The sequence below is a fragment of the Methylobacterium sp. Gmos1 genome, assembly GCF_053764715.1.
The window spans coordinates 12955-38625 of sequence record NZ_JBSNCC010000026.1; the positions used below are offsets into that span (position 1 = coordinate 12955).

At 72.2% G+C, this 25671-nt stretch carries 25 protein-coding genes and 1 pseudogene; 20 read left to right on the forward strand and 6 right to left on the reverse strand.

Annotation, left to right across the window (positions count from 1 at the left end):
* Window positions 1–263 precede the first annotated feature (263 nt).
* The 5 genes and pseudogenes from ACS5PV_RS29220 to ACS5PV_RS29240 all read right to left on the reverse strand — a co-directional run bounded on the left by ACS5PV_RS29220 (window position 264) and on the right by ACS5PV_RS29240 (window position 5894).
* On the reverse strand, window positions 264–1922 hold the full coding sequence (locus ACS5PV_RS29220; protein WP_455398841.1) for an ISL3 family transposase: 1659 nt from the start codon (window positions 1920–1922) through the stop codon (window positions 264–266).
* 97 nt (window positions 1923–2019) lie between these two features.
* Window positions 2020–2652 (reverse strand): annotated as a pseudogene (locus ACS5PV_RS29225) (serine endopeptidase); the annotation flags it as partial.
* A 10-nt stretch (window positions 2653–2662) separates the two neighbouring features.
* Window positions 2663–3136: a hypothetical protein gene (locus tag ACS5PV_RS29230; protein WP_455398842.1), complete on the reverse strand. Its 474-nt coding sequence runs from the start codon at window positions 3134–3136 to the stop codon at window positions 2663–2665.
* Window positions 3137–3269: 133 nt separating this feature from the next.
* Entirely contained in the window at window positions 3270–3779 is a 510-nt protein-coding gene (locus ACS5PV_RS29235) for a hypothetical protein (RefSeq protein WP_455398843.1), read from the reverse strand.
* Between the two features lie 18 nt (window positions 3780–3797).
* Complete coding sequence (locus tag ACS5PV_RS29240; RefSeq protein ID WP_455398894.1) at window positions 3798–5894, reverse strand: M48 family metalloprotease; 2097 nt, start codon at window positions 5892–5894, stop codon at window positions 3798–3800.
* Between the two features lie 96 nt (window positions 5895–5990).
* Here ACS5PV_RS29240 and ACS5PV_RS29245 point away from each other — a divergent pair, with 96 nt between their 5' ends.
* From ACS5PV_RS29245 to ACS5PV_RS29340, 20 genes are all read left to right on the forward strand, one after another.
* On the forward strand, window positions 5991–6293 hold the full coding sequence (locus tag ACS5PV_RS29245; protein ID WP_455398844.1) for a hypothetical protein: 303 nt from the start codon (window positions 5991–5993) through the stop codon (window positions 6291–6293).
* A gap of 852 nt (window positions 6294–7145) precedes the next feature.
* The gene (locus tag ACS5PV_RS29250; RefSeq protein ID WP_455398845.1) at window positions 7146–7904 is read left to right on the forward strand and encodes a hypothetical protein; all 759 of its coding nucleotides are present in this window, start codon (window positions 7146–7148) and stop codon (window positions 7902–7904) included.
* Window positions 7905–7917: 13 nt separating this feature from the next.
* Window positions 7918–8505 (forward strand): hypothetical protein, encoded by a 588-nt coding sequence (locus ACS5PV_RS29255; protein WP_455398846.1) that lies wholly within the window; start codon window positions 7918–7920, stop codon window positions 8503–8505.
* An 18-nt stretch (window positions 8506–8523) separates the two neighbouring features.
* The gene (locus ACS5PV_RS29260; RefSeq protein ID WP_455398847.1) at window positions 8524–8931 is read left to right on the forward strand and encodes a hypothetical protein; all 408 of its coding nucleotides are present in this window, start codon (window positions 8524–8526) and stop codon (window positions 8929–8931) included.
* A 123-nt stretch (window positions 8932–9054) separates the two neighbouring features.
* Entirely contained in the window at window positions 9055–9315 is a 261-nt protein-coding gene (locus ACS5PV_RS29265) for a hypothetical protein (RefSeq protein WP_455398848.1), read from the forward strand.
* Window positions 9316–9517: 202 nt separating this feature from the next.
* Window positions 9518–11620, forward strand: a complete 2103-nt coding sequence (locus ACS5PV_RS29270) for a caspase family protein (protein WP_455398849.1) — start codon at window positions 9518–9520, stop codon at window positions 11618–11620.
* Complete coding sequence (locus ACS5PV_RS29275) at window positions 11617–12960, forward strand: hypothetical protein (RefSeq protein ID WP_455398850.1); 1344 nt, start codon at window positions 11617–11619, stop codon at window positions 12958–12960. Before ACS5PV_RS29270 ends, ACS5PV_RS29275 begins: the two co-directional genes overlap by 4 nt.
* Window positions 12961–12999: 39 nt before the next feature.
* Window positions 13000–13503: a hypothetical protein gene (locus ACS5PV_RS29280; protein WP_455398851.1), complete on the forward strand. Its 504-nt coding sequence runs from the start codon at window positions 13000–13002 to the stop codon at window positions 13501–13503.
* Window positions 13504–13582: 79 nt separating this feature from the next.
* Window positions 13583–14989: a hypothetical protein gene (locus ACS5PV_RS29285; protein WP_455398852.1), complete on the forward strand. Its 1407-nt coding sequence runs from the start codon at window positions 13583–13585 to the stop codon at window positions 14987–14989.
* The gene (locus ACS5PV_RS29290; RefSeq protein WP_455398853.1) at window positions 14986–15510 is read left to right on the forward strand and encodes a hypothetical protein; all 525 of its coding nucleotides are present in this window, start codon (window positions 14986–14988) and stop codon (window positions 15508–15510) included. The genes ACS5PV_RS29285 and ACS5PV_RS29290 overlap by 4 nt, the downstream gene beginning before the upstream one ends.
* 7 nt (window positions 15511–15517) lie before the next feature.
* Window positions 15518–16684, forward strand: a complete 1167-nt coding sequence (locus ACS5PV_RS29295) for a hypothetical protein (RefSeq protein WP_455398854.1) — start codon at window positions 15518–15520, stop codon at window positions 16682–16684.
* Between the two features lie 224 nt (window positions 16685–16908).
* Entirely contained in the window at window positions 16909–17781 is an 873-nt protein-coding gene (locus ACS5PV_RS29300) for a trypsin-like serine peptidase (protein ID WP_455398855.1), read from the forward strand.
* 105 nt (window positions 17782–17886) lie between these two features.
* Window positions 17887–18729 carry an OmpA family protein gene (locus tag ACS5PV_RS29305; protein ID WP_455398856.1) on the forward strand — a complete coding sequence of 281 codons (843 nt, stop codon included), beginning with the start codon at window positions 17887–17889 and terminating at the stop codon, window positions 18727–18729.
* Between the two features lie 29 nt (window positions 18730–18758).
* Complete coding sequence (locus tag ACS5PV_RS29310) at window positions 18759–19706, forward strand: hypothetical protein (RefSeq protein ID WP_455398857.1); 948 nt, start codon at window positions 18759–18761, stop codon at window positions 19704–19706.
* A 32-nt stretch (window positions 19707–19738) separates the two neighbouring features.
* Window positions 19739–20713 (forward strand): hypothetical protein, encoded by a 975-nt coding sequence (locus ACS5PV_RS29315; protein WP_455398858.1) that lies wholly within the window; start codon window positions 19739–19741, stop codon window positions 20711–20713.
* A gap of 11 nt (window positions 20714–20724) precedes the next feature.
* Window positions 20725–21012, forward strand: a complete 288-nt coding sequence (locus tag ACS5PV_RS29320; RefSeq protein WP_455398859.1) for a hypothetical protein — start codon at window positions 20725–20727, stop codon at window positions 21010–21012.
* 44 nt (window positions 21013–21056) lie between these two features.
* Complete coding sequence (locus tag ACS5PV_RS29325) at window positions 21057–21320, forward strand: hypothetical protein (protein WP_455398860.1); 264 nt, start codon at window positions 21057–21059, stop codon at window positions 21318–21320.
* A gap of 70 nt (window positions 21321–21390) precedes the next feature.
* The gene (locus ACS5PV_RS29330; RefSeq protein ID WP_455398861.1) at window positions 21391–22848 is read left to right on the forward strand and encodes a hypothetical protein; all 1458 of its coding nucleotides are present in this window, start codon (window positions 21391–21393) and stop codon (window positions 22846–22848) included.
* 54 nt (window positions 22849–22902) lie between these two features.
* Window positions 22903–23841, forward strand: a complete 939-nt coding sequence (locus ACS5PV_RS29335; RefSeq protein ID WP_455398862.1) for a hypothetical protein — start codon at window positions 22903–22905, stop codon at window positions 23839–23841.
* Window positions 23842–24060: 219 nt separating this feature from the next.
* Window positions 24061–24924 (forward strand): hypothetical protein, encoded by an 864-nt coding sequence (locus tag ACS5PV_RS29340; protein WP_455398863.1) that lies wholly within the window; start codon window positions 24061–24063, stop codon window positions 24922–24924.
* A 515-nt stretch (window positions 24925–25439) separates the two neighbouring features.
* Here ACS5PV_RS29340 and ACS5PV_RS29345 read toward each other — a convergent pair.
* Window positions 25440–25658, reverse strand: a complete 219-nt coding sequence (locus tag ACS5PV_RS29345) for a hypothetical protein (protein ID WP_455398864.1) — start codon at window positions 25656–25658, stop codon at window positions 25440–25442.
* Between the last annotated feature and the right edge of the window lie 13 nt (window positions 25659–25671).

Sequence of the window (25671 nt, forward strand, 5' to 3'; positions counted from 1 at the left end):
TACCCCAAGACCGGATCTTCAAGCTTCGCCAGCCTTGCTAAAGCCTCCGCGCTCATTCGTGTAAGCTTGGCGCATGGAACCAGCAGCGAGATGTTCACAGGGTTGCACTGCGCTTGCCCTGAGGAGTGCCGATCCAGGGCGACGTCTGCTTGGGCAACGAGAATGCGTGAGTTCGTGCGCGGGGCCAGATGAAGGCCCCGCCACTGCTGACAACTGGGATTGGGATTGCCCCGTTTCTGTGGTTCTTGCTCACTTTGCGTGGATCAGGCGGCAAGAACCATGCGGCGCTTCAGGAGATCGAGGCCTGCCCGTCCGTAGCACTGGCGCTTGATGAGCTTGAGCCGGTTGATCTGGCCTTCAGCCTGGCCGCTACTCCATGGCTCCATGAGAGCAGCCCGGACGGCAGCGATGTCCGCCTCTAATCCCAAGGCGAACGTCGCAATCGCAGAAGCCTCACAGGTCCGGGCCTTCGTGATCCAAGCCTCGATGTCTGCAGCGGCGTCCTGATCATCGGCCACAGGCTTGCCCTTCCCGGCGGCGCGCACGAGTGCGGTGAAGCGGCGGGCCAGTCCCGTGACGGCCTGCGCGGTGTCGTCCTGCTCGACGCGGCTCACCACAGCCGCTTCGCTCTCATCCAACACCGAGGTCGGCTGCACGAGCAGCCACGCCAGATGCCGTGCTGGCGGCAACGGGGCTTCCGATCCAGGCGGCTCCGAAGCGGAAGCTTTGGCACTGCGGGCCTTACGGCCTGATCGAACCGACCTCGTTCGGCGCTCGGCGACGAAGCGATGCACTTGCCGGCTCGTCCCCGGGTAGCCCCGTTCCCGGATCTCGCGCCACAGGGCCATCGCGTTCTCGCAGCCCTCGTCGATCCGCTCCGCCAAGTATGCGACGTGCGGATCAAGCAGGCTCGGCCCGGCACCGTGAGGCAACCGCGCCGGGAACGCTTCGGCGCTCGCATATTTGCGCACCGTCGCACGAGCCAGCCCCAGGGCACGGGCGATCGCGAGCAGGGGCTCCCCGCCGGCGTGCCGACGACGGACCTCGTCGTAGACAGCCTGCCATCGCATTCGGCTCTGTGCCCCCGCTTCCAACTCCGTCGCAGAGCGGGCAAAGGCGCGGTTGCGCCGGGCGGGACGAGCGGTCGAGCCAGGGAGGAGCGGCAGGCTGCGCAACCGGGCATGGGCACCGTGGAGCCAGCGTTCGACGGCCTGCCGCAGGTTGGTGAGCAGGTGCCAGCGATCGGCGACCTGTTGCGCCTGGGGAGCGCCGAGGCTTGCACCTCGGGCATACTCGGTCGAGCGATCCCGGGCGACGAGTTCGACGCCGGAGTGCCGTTCGAGCCAGCCGGCCAGCGTGGGTGCCGTGCGATCCGGGAGGAGATCGATGACGCGGTGACGGTCGAGGTCGACGACGATCGTGCCGTAACGGCTGCCCTTCCTGATCGCCCAGTCGTCGATGCCGACCCGAATGGGAGCCGGCGTGTCGGGCATCGGCATGCGGGTGACGAGCCGCAGCACGGTCGCGCGGCTTGCCGGCATGTGGAGGTGCGCGAGAAGACGCGCGCCGCCTGCACCGCCGCAGACGAGGCCGACCCTGGCCTGCGCCTCGCCAAGCCGCCGCGTGCGCCGGGCGTGCGGTGCGAGGAGGTCCGTAGGCGTCTCCGCGAAGGTGCGGCGTCGGCAGGTCGGGTTGAGGCAGTAGAACCGCCGCACCTCGATGCGGAGCTTGGTCTGCGATGTTGACAGCGGCAGATCGGCGGGATGGCGGTGGTAGCGGCTATGGACGGACCGGCTCGCCTGCCCGCACTCTGGGCAGCAGCTTGTGGCTGCCTCCAGTCGCACCGGGACGACGAGGTGATCGTCGTGTCGTTCGACGAGATGCGCAACGCGGCACTCGGGGATGGCGAAGGGAATGTTCATGCCTCCCACGATGGGGAGGGCGGATCAGACCATCATCGGCCCGAGGCGATCCACCGCCATCCACGCAAAGTGAGCAAGAACCCGATCCGGGGCAATCCCAGGGCCAGTTGCGCGTGTGCCGCCGCTTCATCAGGAGCCAGCCCGCGAGCGCGAGCGGCGGCAGTGTAAGCACCAAGCGATAGGCGAAGACCCGCAGTTCCTGTTCCCGCTCGGCGGCATCGAGCCTGTTTTGGGCGGCGGCACGAAGCGCCTTTTCGACCCGCTGCTGCTCCGTCTCCTGGTCTGCGAGCGCAAGCATCGACCTGTTCAGCCCGTCGAGCTGCTCTTCCACCGCGCGCTCGCCCGCCTTGAGCCGGTCCAGCTGCTCCGTACGTGCGAGCAAGCCTGGATCATGATCGACGCGTTGGGTTGCATCGCGGGTCTGCAGCCAATTGCCGAAGGTTTCGCGGGCGGCGCGGGAGGCTGACTGCGCCGCCTCCAGGGCGAGGCGGGCTTGCTCGACCCGGCGACCAACGTCCTCCTGCTCGCGCTGAAGCCGCTTCAGAGTCTCGGCCGATGCCGCAGCCGGATCACGATCGAGGAACTGTTCCAGGCTGTAGCGCTGCTCGACTTGCGGCAGGTCGCCGACTACGAGCGAGCCCAAGCCGATCAGGAAGATCGCGAACGCGAGGGCGATGAGCCAGAGAACGAGGTTGAACCAGCGTTCGGGGAGGCGAGATGCGGATCGCACGCTTCCAGCCTCAGACGCTCGCCGAAGTCCATGCGACCTTACGGCACCCGCGGGGCCATTTGGGGGGCGTCGTGTCCGTCAAAGCGACGCGGAGCGGAACGCCAGCAGCGGGGGCATGGGCTCGTGCGGCTTGGCCGGCTTTGCGCCCGGGAGAGCCGCCATGCATGGCGCCGAGCACCGAAAGGGCGCCGAGCAGCACCATGAGCACGGAGTAGTACTGCATCGGGATCCAGAACAGGGTGTGGCGCCCACGCAGGATTACGATCTGTCCCGTGCGCGGATCGACGAGTTCGCGACCTGGGCGATTGTTGAGCCGGGTACCGAGCCACCAGTTGAACGCTGCGGCGACGACCCAGACGAGGACGACCCCGGTCGGCGTCGGGATCCCGATGCGCGCGAGCGCCGGATCGAGGAGCACGCTGCCGACAAGGCCCGCGGCCGCGATGAGGGCCGAGAGCATGCCCCAACCTGACCAGATGATCATGTGTTCGAACTCCCCATGATGAACGTCTCATCGGACGCGCCCGATGAGAGCCAAGCTGCCGCATCTTTCAGCGCTCAACAGGGCGTGCGCCGTGCAGACCGATTTTCGCCGTCGCGAGCAGCCATTGCCGGGATTATGCCGTGCGCCGATTGCGGAGGAGCGAGAGCAGCGCCCCGAAGATGCAGGCCGTGATCGCACCCATGCCCACCAGAAGGGTGATCGTCCGGTTCCACAGCCGGTCGAGGCCGAGATCGGTGGTGACGAGGTCCGGCCGGGCCGGGTCGGCCATCACCCCGACGCGGTAGTCGCCGGCATGTAGGCCGGTGAAGACGTAGTTCACCCGCCGCGTCACCGTTCCGGTGGGCGTTCGCAGGGCGAGGGTCGCGTCGCAGATGTGGATGACGAGCTTGGCGCTGCACTTGCCCTCGCTCACGCGGGCGTCGGGGGCGGCTTTCGCCGCCGCGCGGACTTGCCAGTCCGAGATCACCGCCGGCGCCGTGTAGACCGCGCAGGCGACCAGGATGCCTCCGAGCGCCACCACGCCGAACAGGACCCAAAAGGTGTTGATCCACCCGTGCCCCCGGGGCGGCAGCCGCAGGGCGTCGGGGCGGTAGGACGACGCGGTCTCGGGCGTTCTGGTCATGAATCCTCTCACGGTGTGTCAGGCGGGCTCGGTCACGGGCGCAGCGGCCGCGGTCCCGGCGAGAATCGACCGGGCCTGCGCCGCCGACTGGTAGGTGGCAATCAGGTCGGCGAAACCCTGCGGGTTCATCCCGCGCGGCATGGGAAGCGGCAGCGTGACGATGCGGCGCCTCGGATCGAGCTTCGCGGCGGGGCGGCCCGGCCGCCGCTCGGGCCAGGGCACGGCCGGCGGCAGCAGCACGCGCATGACGAGGCCGCCATGATTCCCGGTCAGGTCGAGATCGGCGATGTCGCTCCAGGCGATTGTCCGGTCGAGCCCGGGCGCGGTCAGGCCTTCGGGCCTCAGGACCAGGATGACAGGCTCGCCTCGCGACAGGACCAACGCTCCGGCCCCGCCCATCAGTACGGCGATTGCAAGCGACGCGGCGAGGACGACGGTGGCCTCCCGGGGCAGGAGCCCGGGGATGCCGAACACGGCCACGGCCAGAGCTACCAGGCCGAAAAGGCTGCCGGCCACAGCCAGCACGAGGCCGCGGGGGCGGTAGTTCGCGCGCAGCACTCGCTCCTCGGTACCAACCTCGGCAGCGGTCGCTTCCAGGCGGGCGCGGAACGCCGCATCGCGCTCGCGCACCGCGTCGAGGAAATCCGCACTCGTTGCCCGGCACAGCCCGGCCGGATCGGCGAAGTAGGCGGCGAGCTGGCCGAGGGCGTGCGGCGGCGGCGTGAGACCGGCGGCATTCAGCAGGCTGACGTCGATGGCCTGGCCGAGGGCGGCGATGCGCTCGCGGGTCGGCGGGTGGGTATCGGTCGGATGGGCCTGCTCGGCCTCGATGTGGAGGGCCGGGTCGTCGAGGCCGAGGGCGACGACGCGGTCAAGCAACGCCGCCACGAGGTCGGGTTTCGCGGCTTTGGGGGCCTCGGCCGCGGCGGCGAGGGTCTCGGCGATGCGTGGGGTGAGGGCGCCGCTGCGCAGGAGCGCTCGTGCCGCCGCCTCGGGTGAGGTCACCCCGGCGCCGGCCGCATCGGCCGCGAACTCGCGCACCCGGCTCCAGTGGCGCACGGCGAGGTGAAAGCGCTCCATCACGAACCCGCCGAGCCGCACCGACGGCCCGAGCAGGCCGAGGGCGTGACCCTCGCGCGCTGCGACCACGTCGAGGGAGCGCGCGACCCCGGCGTAGATCGGCAGGAAGCGCTGGCTGTAGGCGGTGTCGCCGCCGGCGTAATGCGCGAGCTCGTGGGCGATGATTGCCGCGGTCTCGTCGCCACGCATCAGGGCGAGGTGCGGCAGCGGCAAGTGGAGGATGCGGCCCGAGAGCCGCGCGCCGCCAGGCTCCAGTACCGCCGGGCCGGCGGTGACGAAGAAGCCTTCGGTCAGGCCGACGACCAAGGCCTCGGGCATCAGCGCTCCCATCCGCTCGGCCAGGCCCTCGACGAGTCGCCACAGTCCCGGCGCCTCGGCGGGCGCGATCGGCCGGCCGAGGATCGTCAGCGGGTCGGGCTCGAAGGCGTCGAGCGCGCGGCGTAGGCCGAGAAGGGCCCCGCCCGCCGCGAGGAGCGTGGCGCCGACCGCGACGGCGGCGATCCCTAAGAGCTTCATCCCGTCGCCGGAAAGGCCGCCCTGGAGCAGCAGCCCCGACTCGAAGGCGACGACGGCGACGAAGCCGGCAGTCGCCGCCAGGATCTGGGCCGCGAGGACCGCCGGCAGCAGGCGGCGCACCAGCGAGAAGCCGCCCACCAGCGCGTCGCGCGAGCCGCGCCCGATCCGCGCGAGCGCGGCCCCGCTGAGCAGCACGAGGAGCGAGAGCCCGGCCGCGATCCCACCGCCCGCGATCGCGACCGGCGGCAGCCAGCGGCGCCAGTCCATTACGGCGACAAGCGTTCCGGCCCGGTCCCGGACCTCGCGCGCCATCACCACGGCGAGGGGACCGCCGTAATTCTTGCCGTCGCGGCGGAACTGCAGGCTGAAATCGGGGCGCCCGTCGCGCGGCGTGCGCGCCTCGAGATCCGCCACGACCCGGGCGAGGCGATCGTGCTCGGCCGTGAATTCGGCCCAGTCGTCGGCGCCGCGCTGCCGCTCCCACAGGCCGAGGAGCAGGAGGACGAGCGGCAAAAGCACGGTGGCGGCGATCAGACCGGCGAAGGCGCGCGGCCGCGAGGGCACGTGCGAAATCGTTGCCTCGGGAATGGTCGCCTCCTTGGTGCGGGAGATCAGATGCCGATGCGGCATGGGGTGCGCGAGACGATCGCAAGACGATCGGGCGCCACCGTCGAGGGTACGCCGGTCGAAGTGCCGGAAAAGCGGCGGGAGATCGGGCGCAGCACGTCCGAGGTCTCGGAAGGTGGTAGGATTTCTACCGGTATGAGCGTGCAGGTCAACCCAATGTTTCCGGCGGTCGTCGAAGAGGCAACTCGCGACCCGTCGTCGGGCGTCGGGACGCCAAGCGTTGCGATCCCGTTCTCTGACCTGGTCGGGCGTGTGACCTCTCAATCGCAGCGGTTGCGCAACTGTGGTTGACCCCCAGTCGATCCTCGGGTTAGCGTGACTGGGGAAAGACGATCCTGATGGCCTCGCTTATGGAGGCTCGGCTGCCAATGATTACGCACTGATCATTAGCCGAATGAGGATCGACGCTCGGCGTGGAGCCGATCGCTGATCTCGACCACCAGCGGAGCCTGCCAAGTGGCGACAGGGCGACATCTTCATTCAGTGATCCGGATCCTGTCGCGGGAGGCCGACGAGCGGCCGCTACTGCATACCGTGCCCGCCCGGAGCGAGCCGACCGGCCGCGGCCACCGGGTCGCCGCCCCCGCCTCCCTGTTCGCCGGAGACGGCTGCTTCTCCCTCGATGTGCGGAGAGCAGGCGCGGATCGTCCATGACGAGCACGGCACGATCACTCTCGCGCGTGGCGTCTACCGGGTCCGGAGGCAGCGCGAATACACGCCTCGGCGCATCGTGACCATCCAGGACTACGCGCCGGTGATCCCTCGACCGAATTCCCCCACGGTGCGGGAGCCCGCCCGGCGCGTGCTACCCCCGCACGGGCACCTGTCCGAGGCAGGTACCGCCGCGGTGCTCGGCCGACCCGACCTGCCGGACAACGACGCTGCCCGCACGCGGCCGGACAGTCTCGTCCGCCACCGGCTGCTCGCGCCCGGAAGCCGGCTCGGGAGCGCCCCCGGTGGACCGCCGTCAGTGCCGGCAGCCACCGTCTCGCCATGCTCCACCGTGCCATGCCCCGCCTGCATTGAGGCAGGCGTCCTGGGTGACAACCTCGCGCAGCCGCCAGATCGCCGTCGCACGAAGGATCGCGACCGCGCCCGCCGCGGTCCACCGCCAGCCCGCCGCCCGCATCCGGATACCTTGCCATGAGACCCGCACATCCTACGCTCAGGACCACCCGCCGGTCATGCCGCGCCGTCCTGCTCGCGGTTCTGACCTCGGCGGCAGGCGTTTCGGGCGGGCGGGCGGAGGAGAACGAGTGCCGGCGCGCGCCCACCCTCTCCGCCGGCCCGGTCCTCGCCCTGGGACGGGTCTCGGCCCCGGGCCGCACCGCCTTCGTCAAGGACGGCCTTGCCCGCGCGGGCTGCCCTGATCCGGGCCCGGCCTGCCGCGAGCGGGCCTACCTGGTGACCGGCGATGCCGTGATCCTCGGCGAGCGCCGCGGCGCCTTCCTGTGCGCGACCTACCGGAGCGCGAAGGACGAGGATGTTGTTCGGTCCGGCTGGATCCCGGCCGAGGCGGTGGCGGTCGAGCCGGCGGCGTCGGTCGCCGTCGAGGGATGGCTCGGCACGTGGAAGCAGGCGGAGGCGCAGATCCGGGTGACGCTCGGGGACAAGGCCGGCACACTCGCCGTCGCGGGCGACGCGACCTGGGGCGCGGGCGACCCCGACCGGGTCAGCCGCGGCGGGATCCATACCGGCGAGATGTCCGGCACGGTCGTGCCCGTCGGCGACGCCGCCAGCTTCGCCGTGGGCGAGACGGGTACCCTGCCGGTGCAGAAGGGCTCCGAGACCGACTGCAAGATTTGGCTGCGACGGCTCGGCCCCTGGCTCGTCGTCGACGACAACCTCGCCTGCGGCGGCCTGAACGTCACGTTCCGGGGCGTCTACCGGCGCACGCCGTGAAGGAGCGACGGCGATGAGCATCCATACGCAGGCGGATCTGCGCCGGCTCGCCGACCGGGAGATGGTGCAGGATCTCGACACCGTGGAGCCATGCCTCGCCGCTCTCGGCCGCTTCCCCGTGGGAGCGGTCCGGGCGCGGCCTGCGAGTAACGGGCGACGCACGCAGATGCGCGCTGCCGCCCTCCTCGCACTCGCCCTCTTCTTGCCCGGCCCCGCCCGGGCCGTGCCCGCACCGGTCACAGGCCTACCGCTGCCGGGCTGCGCCGAGGTGCGCGCCGACGCCCTGTTCGACGCCGCGCTCGTGGCGGCGTTCGAAACGCGCTATCCGAGGGCGCTCGTCGGCGAGGCCTCGGTCGAGCGGCTCGACCTCGATCCGGGGCAGGTCGAGAACGCTGCCGCCTACCTCGCCTGCGTGGCCGGCCTCACCGGGCTCGACGTCTTCGTCGCCGAGCAGGGTCTCGCCCTCTTCGCCAGCCGGCGCCACGGCCGGGCGGCGCTCGCCGCCCTCGACCGGATCGCCCGCGGAACTGGGCCGGAGGCGCGGGGTGCCCGCGACTATGCCCGGCAGATCCGGGCCTACCTGCGGGGGCCGGGCCGGTGAGCGCGCGTGCGATCGGCGTTGCGTCTGGCCTTGCTCCCGACCGCCCTGCTCGCCGCCTGCACGCCTGGGCGTCCGGTTCCCGTCGCGGAGATCGAGGCGTTCATCGGCGTGCCGTTGCCGTCGGGCCATCGCGACCTGCGGAGCGCCGACGAGGCCGGGATCGACCGGCTGATGCGGCTCACCTTCGACGCGATCGAGGTCGAGGCCGCCGAGTTCGCGGCCCGGCTCGTGCCCGGCGGCCTCACCCCCGGCGACGGTGCGGGGATCACGCTCCTCGGCAGCAGGTTCGACGGATGGCTCACGGCCCTGCCGGAGGGCGCGGCCGGCGGCGAGGCGCTGGTAGCGGACCGGCGCGCCCGCAAGTTGGCAGTTGCTCCCGCCGGACCCGGCCTTCGACGCGTCTGGGTCGCGGTGTTCACCCTGTGAGGCGTGCTTCCGCCGCCGCCCGGATCGGAATTTTTCGTTCCTGCCGGCTCAGCGCTCGCGAAAACCGGTCTGGCCGACCCATGGCCTCGATGAGGGCGGACAGCGCCCGAACGGAGATGCGCCATGACGAAGACCACGATCCTCGCCGCGATTGCCCTGCTCTGCTGCACGGTCCCGGGAATCGCCCAGGATGGCGAGACTCACGGGAGCCGCGGCAACCAGGAATTCATCGGCGTCGATCTCGATACCGGCGGGGTCTACTACAACGGCCGCGATTCCGGGCGTTACTGCCTCTATCGCACGGTCGAGGTGTTCAACCGGGCTACCGGATACATCGAGCCGCGGCGGGTGCGCCGGTGCGGGCGCGGCCTCTACCTGCGCTGAGGAGGCCCCGCGATGCAGGCCACCCTCTCGCCGCTCCACCTCGCCCTTCTCAGCCTCGCCCTCGCTCTCATCGCCGGCTAGACCCTCGCGACGCCATGCAACGGCCGGCTTTCGTTTCCACCGTTCGGCCACCCTGGCCGAAACGCCGGTCGCCGAGGATCAACGGCCGGCAGCCCATCGCCCTCGAGAAAGGAGAACGCGCATGACGAAGGCTCCGGTGTTGCGGCCGCACCTCGCCCGCGCCGCGCTCGCCCTCCTGGTGCAGGCGGCGATCCTCGCCCCGGTCACGGCCCGGGCCGTCCCCGACGCGCACGCTCCCGAAACCTCCGCCTTTACCGATAACGGCGATTCGGTCGCCGTCGTGATCGGCAACCGGAGCTACAAGCAGACGGTGCCGGTCGATTACGCCCACAACGACGCCGAGGCGATGCGCGCCTACCTCGTCCAGCGCCTCGGCTACCGCGACGCCAACGTCTTCGTCCTCAAGGATGCGACGCTCAACGAGTTCAACCAGGTGTTCGGCACCGAGCGCAATCCGCAATCCGGCCGGCTGTGGCGCAGCGTGCGCGAGGGGCGCTCGAACGTCTTCGTCTATTATTCGGGCCACGGCGTGCCTGACCTCGCCAGCCGCCAGCCCTTCCTCCTGCCGGAGGACGGCAACCCGAACCAGGGCGAAAGCGGCTACGCCCTCGAGACGCTCTATCGCAACCTCGACCTCGTGAAGCGCAAGATCGGGTCCGGGCGCCAGCTCGTCGTGATGGTCGATGCCTGCTTCACCGGCGAGACCGGGCGGAAGGGGGAGAGCCTGCTCGCGGTCTCGGCCCCCGGCTTCGCCCCGGCCCAGCCGAAGGCGGAGAGCGGGATCGTGCGGCTGGTGGCGACGTCGGGCGCGACCCCGGCGAACTGGGACGAGGTCAACCGCCTGGGCCTCCTCACCAGCCGCTTCCTGATGGGCGTCTCGGGTCTCGCCGATGCGGGTGACCAGCCAGGCGGCGGCGACGGCCGGATCACCTGGGCGGAGCTGAAGGGCTACCTGAAGCGCGAGGTCGAGGAGGCGGCGCGCCGCGCATCCGGCCGCGAGCAGGTGCCGGAGGTCGACGACGCGCCGATCGTGCTGAAGGCCTCGCTGCCGGTGGACGCGGTGGCGAGAGGCGTCGCGTCCGTGCGCGATGAGGCGGCGTGGAGCCGGGCGGAGGGCGCCGGCACGCGCGAGGCCGTCGAGGCCTATATCGGCACCTGCGGCGAGGTCTGCGCCTACCGGCCCCAGGCGATGGACCGGCTGCTGGCCGGTCGGCAGCGCGACGCGGCGGCGATCGACCAGGAGAACTGGGCGAGGTTCGGCGCGGCGCGGCAGTACCAGGCCTATCTCGATTCCTGCACCGAGACCTGCGCCTATCGCGGCCTTGCGCAAGGCTATCTCGGCAGCTCCGACCCGAGCGGCGACCCGCGGGTGAAGACCTGCGACGCGCTCGCCGCCGGCACCGACGATCCCGACCGGCCAAAAGCTGTCCCGGGCGTGAAGTACGGCCGGATCGAGGCCGCGTCGGCGATCGAGGCCTGCCGGGGGGCGTCTGCCGCCTATCCGTCCTTGCGCCGCCTCGCCTACCAGCTCGGCCGCGCCTACGACCGGGCCGACCGCGCGAAGGAGGCCTTCGCGGCCTACGACCGGGCGGCCAGAGCTGGCAGCACCGCGGCGATGAACAACCTCGCCACGCTTTACGAGAACGGCCAGGGCGTGAAGCGCTCGCAAGGCGAGGCTTTGCGCCTCTACCGCCAGGCCGGCGAGGCCGGCAACGTGGTGGCGCTCGCCAACGCGGCCCGCATGCTCGAATACGGCAACGGCGTCCCGAAGAACGAGGCCGAGGCGGTGGCGCTCTACAAACGCGCCGCGGACGGGGGCGACGTGCCCTCGATCAGCAAGCTCGTGCCGCACTATGCCACCGGCGCCCACGGCTTCCCGAGGGACCTGCGCCAGGGCTTCGACCTGTTCCGCAAGGCGGCCGAGAAGGGCGATCCCGTGGCGATGGCAACGATGGCCACCCTGATCGACAACGGCTTTGCCCGCTACTTCCCGGGGGTCAGTGCCGCCGACATGGTGCTGCGGGCGCTCAAGCGCGGCGAGCTCGGCGCCGCCTCGGTCTCGGCCACCGATACTGCGGCGCAGAAGCTGAAGCCCGAGACGATCCGCACCGTGCAGCGTGCGATCAAGCAGGCCGACTACTATCCGGGGGCCCTCGACGGACGCTTCAACCCGGTCTTCGTGCGCGCCCTCGATCAGTACGCCAAGGCGAACGAGGCGGAATGAGGCACTCTCTTGCCGCGGCGCTCGCCGCGATCCTCGCCGCGGCCCTGCCGGCCCGCGCCGATCCCGGCACCGACGCGCTGGCGCCCTTCCTCGACGCGGTCGCGACCTGCGCCGGGAGACCGGACCTCTCGCTCGCCGTCATCGGGCCCGAGCCCGGCCAGACCGCGTGGTCGCGCGAGCAGGCCGAGGAGGTGCGCCTCGCGGTCGAGAGCCGGCTGCTGGGCACTGGCCGGGTGCGCCTCGCCGCGGCCGTAGACGTGGTGCGGATCAAGGCCCTGCGCGAGGGGACGACGGGCCTGTCCGGCCCGGAGGCCGAGGCGCAGATCGGCGCCGCCTTCGCGGGCGAGGCCAGCGTGTTCCTGGTCGAGCCGCGCCGCGCCGGAGAGACCGCGGCGTTCCGGCTCCAGGCAATCACCCGCAGCGCCTCCTGCAAGGCGACAAGCGAGCCCCTGACGGTGCCGATCCGCGTGGGCGCCGGCGTCGTCGATATCGATGCCGAGATGGAGCGGGCGGTGAAGGCCTTCGGGCAGGCGGCACCGACCGTCGCCGCGGTCGAGGTCTGCCCGTTCGAGGCCGAGGGCGGCCATTCGTCCTGCGCCGGCGCGCTCACCGAACGCCTGCTCATCGCCCTCGACGCCGAGGCGCGCTCGGCCAACCGCCTCCTCAAGGGCGCGCGCCTCGAGGTGCGCCGCCGCCCGCCCGGCACAACCTGCACCGGTCCGGTGACGGCGCGCGGGCGCTTCCTCACTGACCGTGAGCGCCGCTCCTGGATGGAGGTGGAGTTCCAGCGCGATGGCGCGGTGCTGGCGCCGACCGGGCGACGGCGCATCGCCATCGAGGGCTTAGGGTGCGACCCGACCCCGCGCCCCTTCCTCGATCACTTGGCGGCGACGGCGCGCATCGATGGCGGCCGGCTCGCGGTCGCCGCCACCGCCACCCCGTTCGCGCGCGGCCAGCGCCTCGAGCTGCGCATCGACGCGCGGGCGCGCCAGAGTCTGTACTGCTGGGTGGTGGCCCCCGACGAGACCGCCTTCGTGGCGCTGCCGGTGCGCGGCAACGCCGCCTCGCTGACGCCCCTCGCCGCCGGCGACGTCCGGCGCTACCCGCGCGGCTACGGCCTCGACGAGATCGTCGCCGGGGATCCGTTCGAGAACCTGTTCTCCTGCTTCGGCGTCGCCGGCGGCCTGCCGCCGGAGCTCGCCGAGCGCTGGCTCGCCGCCGCGCCGGGCGCCGACGGCGAGGCCCGCCTGCTCCGGCCGCCCGAGGTGCTCGACCTCGTCGAGCGGATCCGGGCGGTGCCGGGCGTGACCGAGGCGACCGCCAGGATCGTGGTGCGATGACGAGGCGGACGGGCACTACCGCCCTCACTTCCAGGGAGAATGACTGTGCGAAGCCTTCTCGCCGCCCTCCTGTGCCTCTCGGCCGCGCCGGCCTGCGCCGGGGGCTTTGCGCTGCGCGACCTCACGGCGGTGGCGGACGAAGCCGGGGCGGCCCTTGGCCGGGGCTACGCGGCACGGGCCGCGCCGGAGCGGCTCACCCTGATGTGCACGACCTGCGATGGCGCGCCGATGGTCGACCTTCTGCTCGGGCGCCAGAACGACGGGACCGAGGAGCGGGTGCGCGCGGGCCGGACCTCGTTGGCACAGCTCGAGGACATCTGCCGGTCGCGCAGCCCGGATTGCCGGCTGTCCGGCTTGTCGGTGGATCCGGCGGTGGGGTGGGTCACCACCTACGGCATCGGGTCGAGCGCGGGCGCGACCGCGGTCATCCTGCGCGACGGCGACCTTCTCACGATCCGGGCCCTTGCGGGCAGCCGCGAGGTGGCGGCGCGTCAGATCGAGGTCCTGGCGCGCAGGGTCGCGCCGCGCATCGTCGGCCGCTGACGGTGGCCCTGGGGGTGACGGACGGGCGGGCCGGCGATATCGGTGGGCGACGGACGGGCGCGGGGCTGAGGGCGGGCGCATGACCGGCGGATACGACGAAGCTTGCGCAGCCGACCTCGCCGCCGTGGCCGAGGGCCGCGACCTCTCCCGCGAGGACCGGGCCTGGCTCGCCCGGGTCGTCGCCGGCGCGGTGCGGCCGAACCGCGACAAGCCGCTCTGGGACCTCGCCCACGCCCTCGCCTCCCTGGCGAGACTCACCGGTGCCCGCGACGGGCGCGACCTCGTCACCCTCGCGCTCGATCCTGGGCTCGCCCGGGTCGACCGGCTCGAGGCCCGGTTCGCTGGTACGGGCACTGCCGTCGATGCCCGCGGCCCGATCCTTCAGGACGGAGAGGCGGGCTGGCGCACGACCTGGTCCGGCCTCGCCCGGCTCCTCGCGCTGGCCGAGTTCGTGCTGACGGCGGAGGACCTGGCGCAGTTCGCTGCCGTTACCGGCTGGCTCGACGACCTCGCCGCCGCGCCGGACGCCGAGGGCGCCGCATCCTTCAGCCGTCGCCTCGCGCGCCACCTCGCCGCCTATCGCCACGCCCACCTGCCGCTCGCCCCGCTGGAGCGGCGCTTCCGGGCGATCCTCGGCTTCCTCGACGGGCGCCGCACCTTCACGGACGACGACATCCTGGGGTTCTGGCGCGGGCAGATGAGCGAAGGCGAGCGGCCGGGCTTCCGAACGGCCGCCGAGCAGTTCGTGACCTTCGAGGCGGCCTCCGCCCTGCTCGGCGGCCTCGCGGAGCTGGCTTCTCCCGCCTCGCTCGACGCGGTCGAGGGCTGGGAGGAGCGGCTCGACGCCTCGCTGGCGGACCTCGTGGCGGCCGAGCCGGCCGAGACCCTGGCAGCCCTGCTCGCCACCCTGCCCGACGGGCCGAAGATCCTGACGGGGGCGGAGCGCGACGACCTCGCCGAGTTCCTGCGCCTCGAGCCGTTCCACCGTACCCGCCCGCTCACGACGCTGCGGGCCGCGAGCTTCGGGCGGGTGCAGTCCGGCCTCGCCAACCGCCTGCGCCGCGGCGGCGGAGGCCTGAGCATCGCCGAGCGCACGGCCTGCGCCGAGGCCGAGACCTACCCGGCGCTGGCCGAGCGGGTATCGGCGCTGACCGCGCATCTCGACCGGATGCTGCGGATCGCGGCGGCGCTCCGGGTCCCGGTGGAGGCCGATGGCCTTCCCCCCGAGGCCCGCGACGCCCTCGCGGCGGCACGCGCCGACATCCGCCGGATCCGGCGCGCCGGCTTCGACGACCCCGACCGGCTCGCGGCGGGATTTGCCGCCGCGGACGCCGCCCTGCTGCGGCTCGCCGAGGAGGCCGGCCGGCTCGCCCGCGCCGTCGCCGGCCTCGCCCGGCAGCGGCCGCTGGAGCTTGCCTTCGCGACGGACCGGGATGTCTTCGCCAGAACGTTCGCCGAGGCCTACGCCGCGGAGGCGACCGCGTGAGCGACGAGGCGCGCCTGCTCGCCGAGATCCACGCCGCCCGCGCCCTGATGCGGGCGAGCGAACCCGCGCGCGACACGTCTCGTCGCCCGGGCGCCGCGGAACTGTGGGCCCACGCCACTCGCGCGACGGACGGACCGGTCGACTTCGCGGTGGTGCGGGCGATCCGCGCCGATCCGGCGACCGCCCGGCGCTACCGGGCGCTGCTCGCAGGCCGGGCGATCGCCCACGCACCGATCGCCGCGGCGGCCTCGGACGGTGCGGTCGCATCGCGCCGCGTCGGCCCCTTCACCCTCGAGATCCTGCCCGCGGACGAGGACGCGCCGCCGCTCCTGGTGCTGCGCGGCAGCGCGGCGCGACCGCCGCGCGCCATCGAGGCGATGCTCGGCGACGAGACGGTGCGGCTCGCGCTGCCGCCGGCGATCGACGGCGCGGTCCTCGTCGCTCTCGACCCGGGCGTGCCGGAGGCGGCCCGGCTCGGCGAGATGCTGCGGGACCGGGCCTGCGCGGTGTTCCTGCTGTGACGGCGGCATGAAGCCGGCCTCGATCGATCCGGCCTCGATCCTGGTCGTGGTGCCGACGACCGGCGGCCCGGTGGTGCTGCGGAGCCTCAAGAAACGCCCCGGCCTGCCGGCCTCCGCCGCCTTCGCGGCGGGCGATTACCGGCCCTTGCCCTGGTCGGGCGACTACGCGCGGCTTGCTGCGGCCGGCGGGCCGCTGTCGCGCCTCGCGGGCGAGGCTTCCGAACCCTACGAGTTGCGGCTCTCCGGCTCGTTCGATGCCGGGCGCTCGTGGGAGGTGCCGGTCTGCCTCGCCCACGGCCTTCTGACGCGAGGTCACAGCCTCACCGCCGATCCGGAGGCGGCCGACCTCGTCCTGTGGGCGACGGGTGCGGTCGACCTCGACCTCGCGGTGCTGCCCGGCGACTACGCGCTCCTCGACAAGCTCGCGCGCTCCCGCGACCTGCTCGCGGCGGCGGCGCGCGCCGACCTCGCTGTCCTCCTGCCCGACGGGCCCGAGACGGCGGAGGCCGCGTTGGCTTTTCGCGCCCTCTCGCGGGCGCGCCCGCCGGTGATCCTGCCGGCCGCGAGCGTGCAGGCCGCCCTCGCGGCTCTGGCGCGGCCAGAGCCATCCCGCGCCCCGGCGGCCGGGCGGCACCCCGCTTTCGCGGCCGCGCTCGTCGCGCTTCTCGCCGCCACGGCGCTTGCCGCCGGATTCGCGATGCTCCGCGCACGCCCGGAGGCGGACCGGCCGGTCGTCGCCGTGGCGGCGCCCGCCCCGGTCGAGCCCGGCCCGGCCGTCGCCCCCGCGCCGGAGCCCACGGCGGGTGCCGCCGTCGTGGAGGAACTGGCCGCTCCGGCGAGCTCGTCCTGCCGGCGCGTCGCGTTCGGGGCGGATCTGCCGGTGCGGCGCCCGGTCCCGGCAGACGCGCCCGGCCGGCTGCGGGCGAGCCGCCTCGCGCCGGACCTGTGCGGCCTCGCCTTCCGCGCCGCGGTACCCGGCGGGCGGGTGGCCGTGGGTCCGGAGCTCGCCGCCGCGGCGCTGCCGCCGACCCGGCTGTCCGACGGCGCGCTGGCCTATTTCCTGCGTGAGGGCGCCCGGCGAAACCTCGTCTACACGGTCCAGGTCATACCGGACCCGGGCGCCGCAAACCCGTCGGGCACCTCCGATCGGCTCGTCCACGGCCTCGTCCCATAAGGACTGTTCCCGGACCGGGATCGACTTGTTTTGACTTGCGGACCGGCAGACGGCATAAAGCCGCCGCCGAGAGGAGGACAGCGATGGCCACAAGCCACCGGACATGCCGCTCGACCAAGGGGGAAACTTGGGTATTTTTCAGTCTGATCCTCGCGCTCGGCGCAACTGAGCCTGCGCGGGCGCAGAGCGTCGGCTTCGATCCTGCCGATTACGGTCGCGCGCAGTTGCCGCCGCGGCAGACCACCGGCGACGCGGCAACTTATGTCGACCGCAACAAGGGCGCGTTCGAGCCGATCGCCGAACTCGATCCGCGCGATGGCCTGGCGGCCCTCGCTCGCCCGATCGGCCGGGTCGACATCGTGCTCAAGAACGCCCGCACCGGCCAGACGGTCGGCGCCTCCTGCACCGGCGCGCTTTTGCCGGGCGACTACGTGCTGACCAACCACCACTGCCTGCCGCAATCGGGCGATATGACCCCGGTCAAGGCCTCGATCCTGATGGATTACCTGACCCTCGATGGACAGGGCTCGCGACGGTTCGAGATCGACCCGAAGCCGGTCGAGTTCGACGCACGCCTCGACTACGTCCTCGCCCGCGCCGCCGGCAACCCGACCGCGACCTACGGGGCGGCCCGGCTCTCGGGCGAGGCGGTGCCCGGCAACCGCTCGATGCTCGTCATCCACCATCCCCTCGGGCGGCCGAAGGTGATGAGCCGCTTCCGCTGCTTTGCCCTCAAGGAGCAGGGCGAGGGACCGGACCTGCGCCACCGTTGCGACACGCTCGGCGGCTCCTCGGGCTCGCTGATGTTCGACGCCTCGGTGGCCGGCATCGCGCTGCACAAGGAGGGCGGCCTCGACCCGAAGGACCCGTCGAGCTTCAACGCCGCGACCCGCCTCTCGGCGATCCTCGGCCGCAGCCGCATCCTGTCCGAGATTGCGGCGCGCCAGGGCCGTCCGGCCGCCGCGGCGGCCGCAGATCCGGCCCATCATCCGGCCGCGCCGGCGACGAGGCCCTCCGCCTCACCTGCAGCCGCCCCGGCCGCACCCGACGGCCCGCTCGATCCGGGTCGGATGAACACGATCCTGCGCGGGCGCTGATCTTTTCTCGAGACAATCTGTGCGCCGGCGCGGCGAAAACCGCTCTGGCTCGTCCAGGCACGGGGTGTGACGGGCAAGAAGCAAGGCCCGGAGGAGAACGGAACCATGCGGATCGACGACGCGCCCGCGCGGCCGACCATCATCGCGGACGCCGCCCTGCAGCGCACGGCCAGGCGTCGCCTCGGCCGCTCCTGCCTCGCGATGGCCCTGAGCCTCGTCGTCGCCCTCGGCGGCGCGGCGCGGGCAAACCCGCTGATCGAGGCGCCCGGCGCCCGGGAGAGGCCGGACGAAGCCGGGCCGGCGGAGGCGGAGGCCCGCAACCCGTCGGCGACCGCCATCATCCACTCCCTCGCCCCCTTCGCCGATGGAAATCCGGGACTTGCCCCCGGCGCGCCGGCGCGGGCGCTCAGCCCGGACGACGGCGGGCCCTCCGTCCGTGTCGACCCGGCCCGCACGGTCGATCTCACGGTGTTCTTCGCCTACGACAGCTCCCGCCTGACGCCGGAGGCGCGGATCCAGCTCAAGCCGCTGGGCCAGGCGCTCGCCTCGCGCGACCTCGCCGGCCACGGCTTCCTCATCGCCGGCCACACCGACGCGGCGGGTGCGCCCGCCCACAACCGGCGCCTGTCCCTCGCCCGGGCCCAGGCGGTGCGGGCCCACCTCGTCGAGACCTACGGCATCGCGCCGGAGCGGCTGCGCGTGCATGGCTGGGGCCCGACCCGCCCGAAGGACCCGGCCGCCCCGCTGTCGCGGGTCAACCGGCGGGTCGAGGTCAGCCTGATCGCGCCCTTCCGCCACGGCGGGCTGCGCTTCCCCGGGCCGGCCGCGGAGGCGGCCTGTGCGGCCCCGGCCTCGCCCGGCCCGACCCTGGCCGACCCGCGCCGGCGCGTGGCCCTCGACCTCGACGATTTCGACGCGGCGCCGACGCCGCTGCCCTGCTCCGAGTGACCGACCGATCCGACCAACAGGAGGACAAGATGCCGCCCATCCGTGCCGCCGCGCGCCGCGCCGCCCTCGCCGCGCTCTCCCTCGGCCTCCTCTTCGCAGGCCCGGCCCTCGCTCAGCCCAAACCCACCGTGGTGGTGATGGGCGAGGATGCCGACGAGGATTCGGTGCCGCGCGGCAACCGCATCTTCCAGCGGGTGATCGCGGAACTCTCCGAGACGATGAACCTGCGCGGCTACAACGTCTACGACGAGACCGCGGTGGCGATGGGCTTCACGCAAGCGAACCGGGTGCGCCGGCGCGACGCCGAACTGATCGAGGTCGCCCGCGCGGTCTCGAGCCCGCCCCTCGACGTGGTCGCGGTGTTCCAGATCTACGCCTCGGCGTCGAAATCGACCTATTCCGACATCGTGCGGCCGGAGGTGCGCATCCCGGGCCGGCTCCTCAACGTGCGCACCGGCCAGTCCCTCGGCTCGTTCGAGGTCGCGGGCGTGCAGCTGCCGCCGCTGCCGCAAGGGTGCGACCGCGAATGCCTGCTCGAGCGGGTCGGCGCTGAGGCGAAAGTCGTTGCCGGCGACGTCGCCGCGGCGCTCACCGCGAAGCTCGACGGGGTAGTGGCGCCCCGCCGCGGGGCCGATCCCGGCGCGGCCTCCATCCCGGGCGCCGTCGCGGCGCCGATCGCCGGCGGCCCGACGGTCGAGGCCTGCGGCGGGCTGCCGACGGCCTATGTCGTGCGGCTCAACGGGTTCTCGGCCCAGGAGGTCCAGGCGGCGGAGGAGTACATGGCAGCGTTCCGCTGCTACGAGCACCACCGCCCGGTGCGGGCCGGGGCGTCCGCCGCCGAGTATTGGTACGAGACCCGCTCCGACTCCGCCCGCCTCGGCCGCAACCTGCGCCTGATGCTCGAGCACATGAGCGCGCCCGGCCAGGTCCAGTTCTCCGGCAACACCTTCGTGCTCAGCCGCGTCGCGACGCGCTGAACCCCTCGCACTGAACTCCCGGAGATTCCGCAATGGCATCCTTCCTGCCCCGCGCCGCCGGCCTGCCCCTTCTCGCCGTCAGCCGGCTCCTGGCGGTCCTCGGCCTCCTCGCCTCGCCCGCCCTCGCCGCCGAGGCGGTGTTCCCGGCCGCCGGATCGGTCAGCCTGGTGCCGCCGCCCGGCATGACGCCCTCGAAAGGCTTTGCCGGGTTCGAGCATCGCTCGGGCGCATCGATCCTCATCACCGAGATGCCGGCCGAGGCCTACGGTCCGCTCGTCGAGCGGTTCACCCCCGAGGCCCTGCGCGCGACCTGCTTCGAGGCTCGGGGTTCCGGCATCGCGCTCGGCGTCGCCGGCGGCGAGGGCCGGCTTCTGCGCGGCAGTCAGGCGGCCAACGGGATCACCTACGCCAAGTGGGTCGCGGTGGTGCGCGGTGCCTCCGGTACCGGCCTCGTCACCGTGCAGGTGCCCGAGGCGGCGCGGGGGCAGATGCCGGACGAGGCGGTCGAGGCGGCGCTCTCGACGATCGCGTTCCGGGCGCCCGGCAGCCTCGCTGACCAGATCGCGGTCCTGCCCTATACCGTCGGCGACCTCGCGGGCTTCCGGCCGGTGCGCGCGCTGATGGGCAACGCCCTGATGCTCACCGACGGTCCGAAGGACGTCGATCCCGATGGCGCGCAGCCGTTGGTCGTCGTCGCCCCCTCGATGGGGCGGGCCGCCGTGCCGGAGGGCCAGGAAGGCACCTTCGCCCGCAAGGCGCTCGCCACCTTCCGCGAGATCAAGGACGTCAAAGTCACCGACGAGGACCGCGCGACCCGCGACGGCGCGGTGGTGCTGCGCCTGCGCGCCACCGGCTCGGATGCGAGGAGCGGCCGTCCGGTCGCCGTCACGCAGGTGATCCGGTTCGAAGGATCGACCTACCTGCGCGTCCTCGGCCTGGCACCGGCGGACCGGCCCGAGGCGCTCGCCCGCGCCGAGCGCGTGGCCGCCTCGGTCGCAATGCGCTAAGGAGGTCGCGCGTGGCCTGTCGCGTCACCCTGCTTCCCGCCGCGCTCCTCGGCCTCGCCGCGGCGGCAAGCGTCGCGCGGGCCGGTCCGGTCGCCGACGTCCCGCGGTTGGTGCGGGACTGGGCCGCCCTCAACACCGCCTGCCGGGGCGGGCGCGGCGACGATCCCGCCACGCTCGACGCCTGCACCCGGCGCGAGGCCGTCGACCGGCGGCTCGAGGCGGCAGGATGGTGCTACGGCCGGCCCGGCGATGCCGGATACCAGCGGGTCTGGCGCCCCTGCGCCGGGATCTCGCGATGAGTGCGGTACCGCCGAGCGGAACCCGGCGCGGAAGGAACCGGCCCATGCTCCTCCTCGGCGTGCTGATCGTCTGGACCCCGTTCCTGCTGCTCGTCCTCTCCCTGATCGTCGCCCGCCTGACGGGGTGCACGGTCAATGAGGCTCGCGCGCAGCCGTGCCGGATTGCCGGCCTCGACATCGGCGGCCTGCTCTACACCCTGATGATGATGGGCTGGCTGGTGATCCCGCTCCTGCCCTTCATGGCGCTCACGCTGATCGGCGCGGCCGTCGCCGGCGTGCTGGCGCTGTTCGGGATCCGCTGGCCGTGAGGCGGGCTCAGGCTCCGACGCCGCCCGCCGACGGGCCGTCCCCCATCGTCGTTCGACCGCGGAGCGCACCATGACCCGCACGATCGCCGTTGTCCCCGTCGCCGCCGCCCTGATCCCGCTGCTGGCCGCCACAGCGCCAGCCCAGGACGTCGGCACGGGCATCCTCCAGGGGATGCAGCGGTTCCGGACCCTCGACGCCCGACCCATCGGCGAGGTTGCCGGGTCGGAGAGCGGGGATGCCGGCCCCGCCCTGCCCTTCGCCTCGAACGCGGAGCTGCGGGCCGCCACGGTCGCCCGCCACGTCCGGGAGCTGCGTGCCACCAACCCGATCGCCGCGGCCGAGGTCGCCCGGGAGATGGCCCGACACGATTACGACGCGATCTTCCGGAGCTTCCTCTCCGACACCGCCCTGCGGCCGGACGATGCCGGCGACGTGCTCACTGCCTTCATCGTCCTGCAATGGATGGTCGCCAACGACACCAAGGCCGAGCCGAGCCCTGCCGCGCTCCGGGCGGTGCGGCGCCAGATGGTGGCGCCGATGGCCGACAAGCCGCCCCTGTTGCAGGCGTACACCCGCGCCGCCTTCGCCGAGCAGGTGAAACTCCGCACGGTCCTGCACCACGCCGGCTGGCAGGCGGCGCAGCGCCTCGGGATGGTGCCGAGCTTCGTCGCCGGCCTGTCGAAGGACTTCATTCCCCCGGCGAAGCTGCGGGCGGTTGCTCTCACCGATGACGGTCTGGTGGGCAAGGGCGGCCGGAAGGCTTCGGCGGCCCGGGCCACGGCGGGTGACGCGTTGCCCGAGGCGCCCGTCGCCCCCGGCAACGCTCCGCCCGTGGCGGCCGAGCCGCCGGCGGAACCGCGCCACGCCGCGAACTGGGCCGCGGTCGAGGGCGTGTATTTCCGCTCGACCACCGGCGTCGGGGTCGGCGGCATGGTCGTGATCGAGTTCGAGCCGCTGATCCTGTTTCGCGACGGCAGCTACTACGAGATCGACGATGCCGCTCTCGAGGACGTCGACCTCGCCACAGAGCGCGCCGCCAAGCCGCGCCGCTTCGGCCGCTGGACCCGCTCCGGCGACTCGTACGTCCTTACCGGTACGGGCGGGAAGCCGCAGGACTACAGGCTCCAGGACGGCTCGTTCTTCAAGGCCTACCCGGCGGAGGCCAGCGAGCGGACTATTGCCCGCTCCTACCGCCGCATGTCGGGCGGCGGCAACACGGCGATGGGTGGCGACGTGATGATCGCCGTCTCGAACCGCTACGACTTCCGCTCCGACGGCACCTACGGCCGCGGCGGCTCGACCGGGGCGACGAATTCCGGCGCGACCAGCGGCGTGAGTTCCGCGATGAGCCGCCGGCAACCGCCGGAGGGCGGGCGCTACGGCCTCGACCGGCACACGCTCACCCTGACCGGCGCCGACGGGCGCAGCCGCCGCCTGTTCTTCGCCTACGGCTCGCAGAAGGATCCGCCGCAGCCGGACCGCGAGATGGCCTTCATCGGCGGCAGCGTGTTCACGAACCCCGATTGAGGGCACGACGCCCTCGGACTGCCGGGCGAAGCCCGGCGTAGAACGGAGAATGCGATGGCGAGCTATTCCCTCGACGATGCCGAACGCGATCTCCGGGCTGCGCTGGATGAGGCGCCGGCGGGCGCCGTCCGAGGAGACTGGACGGTGACGACCATGCAAGCCGGCCATTCCAGCTGTAGCGGCGGCTATCACCGCCGCGACGGCTCTGTCGTGGCCTCGAACGCACCACAGTTCGACATTTTCGAAGAGGTTGTCGAGCGACTCGGCCTGAACGCCGCGACGCCGTTCAACGTCGTGAGCGTCCACTGGACCCGGGCGACGCTGCCCTGGCAACGGGGTCGGGTCACCGTCGAAACGGCCTTCGATGCCGCGCTGGTTCCGCGTGGTCCCGACGATCCGGTCTACGCCATCGCGGCCGATGCGCGCCGCCGCTTCTGGAACTCAATCGGAGCCGTCGACCCGGGCTTTGCCGCCGAACGCGATGCGGCCAACATCCACGGACAGACGAAGTGGTTCCAGCCCCATCGCCGCATCCTGAAAATCGAGGACGGCGACGCGGTGCTGCTGGCGACCGACGGCCTCTCGACACCCTGGGCGGGCGTGACGGCGCGGGAGAACGGGGTCGAATGCGAGGTCTTCATGCGGCTCGGCGGGGCCGGCAATTCGGTCGTCGCGGACGAGGCCTCGGTGGCACTCTGGTCCGACGTGCTGATCGCCGTCGGCGACCTCGTCGCCGACGGCTACCGCGTCTTGCGGGATGTCCAAACCAACGGCGCGATCCTGTTCTGCCGCCTCGCCGAGGATTGCCGGCCGATGACGCGGATGGCCCTCCGCATGGACCTGCGCTCGATCGAGGGGCTGCCGTTCGGGCCGGTGAGCCTCATCGAGGCGACACCGCTTCGCGAGGACGAACTGCCCGGACTGGACGACGACCCATGGGGCACGGCCGCCGCAATCCGGGCACTGGAGAAGCGCGCCGCGGCCAAGCGTTGAGTCCGGCCATCATTCCCGCTTCAGGTCGCTCGATCCGTCGATCACAAGAAGACGGTCCGATCCCGTATCCGGCGCCAAGATCGAGCGGCGCTCAGTCGTCCCCGTCGGCGCCGACGAATTCGAGCGTGTCGTCCTTGATGCGGTATCGCCCATCCGTTGCGGGACGCTCAGCGCGGGTCGCGCATGCCCTGATCGGCTCGCCAAAGCGTGGAGGCCTTCATGCCCTCGAACCGTGAGTTTTGGGCGGGCATGGCGTTCTTCGCGCTTGCGGCGGGCGCACTCGTCTTCTTCCGGCGCCCGTTCGACTTCGTCGGCTGGGCAAGCCTTGCCGGCTGTGTCGCCTTCGTGGTCCTCGCCTGCTGCGGCCTCTTGAAGCCGGATATCGGCCTCGTGAAGCCGGGCATCCAAGTCGGGCGACAGGAAATCGACGATCCCGCGACACCCGAGCTGCCTTGGACGATCGGCGACGCGCCGCTCGAGGACATTCCGATCGGCGATCCGTCGCAGGACGAACTGCGCATCCTCGAAACCACGATCGCCGCGCTCGAGGCCGTCGGTGGCCTGGAGCGCGGCGAGATCGATGCAACCTCGCTCTGGAGAGCGGCCCGGCGGCTCGATCCCGGACAGCCCATCGGCATCTATGAGGCCATCGGCTCGTTCGCGGCGCTTCACGACAATGGACATCCGCGCATCGGGCGCCTGATCTTCGTTCCTGCTCACACTGAGTACGACGCCCCCCTTCTCGCCGAGATCACGGCCTGCACGCTCGCCTCGCTCGGCCATGCCGTGCAGCCGCACGACATCACGGTTACGCTGCCGCCGGAGGGTAATCCGGGAACGGCTCGGGTCGCCTTCGCGATCGAGGGCCGCACCCAGACGGTGAACTGCGAATATCTCTGGAAGTATCCGCCGGCCGATCTCATCCCAGCACTCGGGCGCTTCGGAAGGTCGGAGGATCCGCGCGATCTCGTCTGCGCCGATCCCGGCGACCAGACACTCCTCTATGCCGCCATCCGCTCCGGATCGTTGATGGAGCTGAACCATCGTCTCCCAGCGGTGGACGATCTCTTCCACGAGGCCTAGTACCAACGGCCCTGGAACGTGACCTGTGCCCAGTCGCGGATTGTGATGGAGGTGACGAGGCCTGGGCTGCCAGCGAAGAAGTTCCAGGCTCCACATCGGGTCTTTCGGGTGAGCGTCAGACACTCTTTCAACGACCGCGACGCCTGCCGCTCACCAAACCGTCAAGCTACGCACCCGTTATGAAACGGGGTCTAATCGTCCAGGTCAGCTATGCGCCATAAGCGGCCCTTCGAACAGAGCTGCGGGGAATAGCCGCTTAGCCTCCGAAAGCTGCCATTGGCATGGAATGCAGATCCCGGCAGCCACAACGTCCTCAGGTCGCAAGCGCCGGCTCGTTACGCCGTCCTGTGCGCACGGGACCCACCGTCGCCACGCAGAACACCTGACAGCAGTAGGCTACCAGATGGTCGGTTCTGTTGGCATCGCCGCGGAAGGCGCTGTCTCGGTCGAGGCTATGTCCAACGAAAAGGGGTGCCGTCGCGGACGCCCCTCTCCAACCTCGTTGTGCTGACGGTTCAGTCGTCCCAGTCGTGGTGATGACGGTAACCGTAGCCCCGGCGCTCGATCACGCGCACTCCCGGGCGGTCCCAGTCGCGATGGCGGAAGCCGATGCCGCGATACCCGTCACGGTAGCCCTCGTGAACGATGACGCGCGAATGGCCGTAGCCCGGGCCGTAGCCGTACCCATAGCCGCTGCCCCACTCATGGGCCTGGGCGGCAGAAGCTGCTCCCATGAGGGCTGCGCCG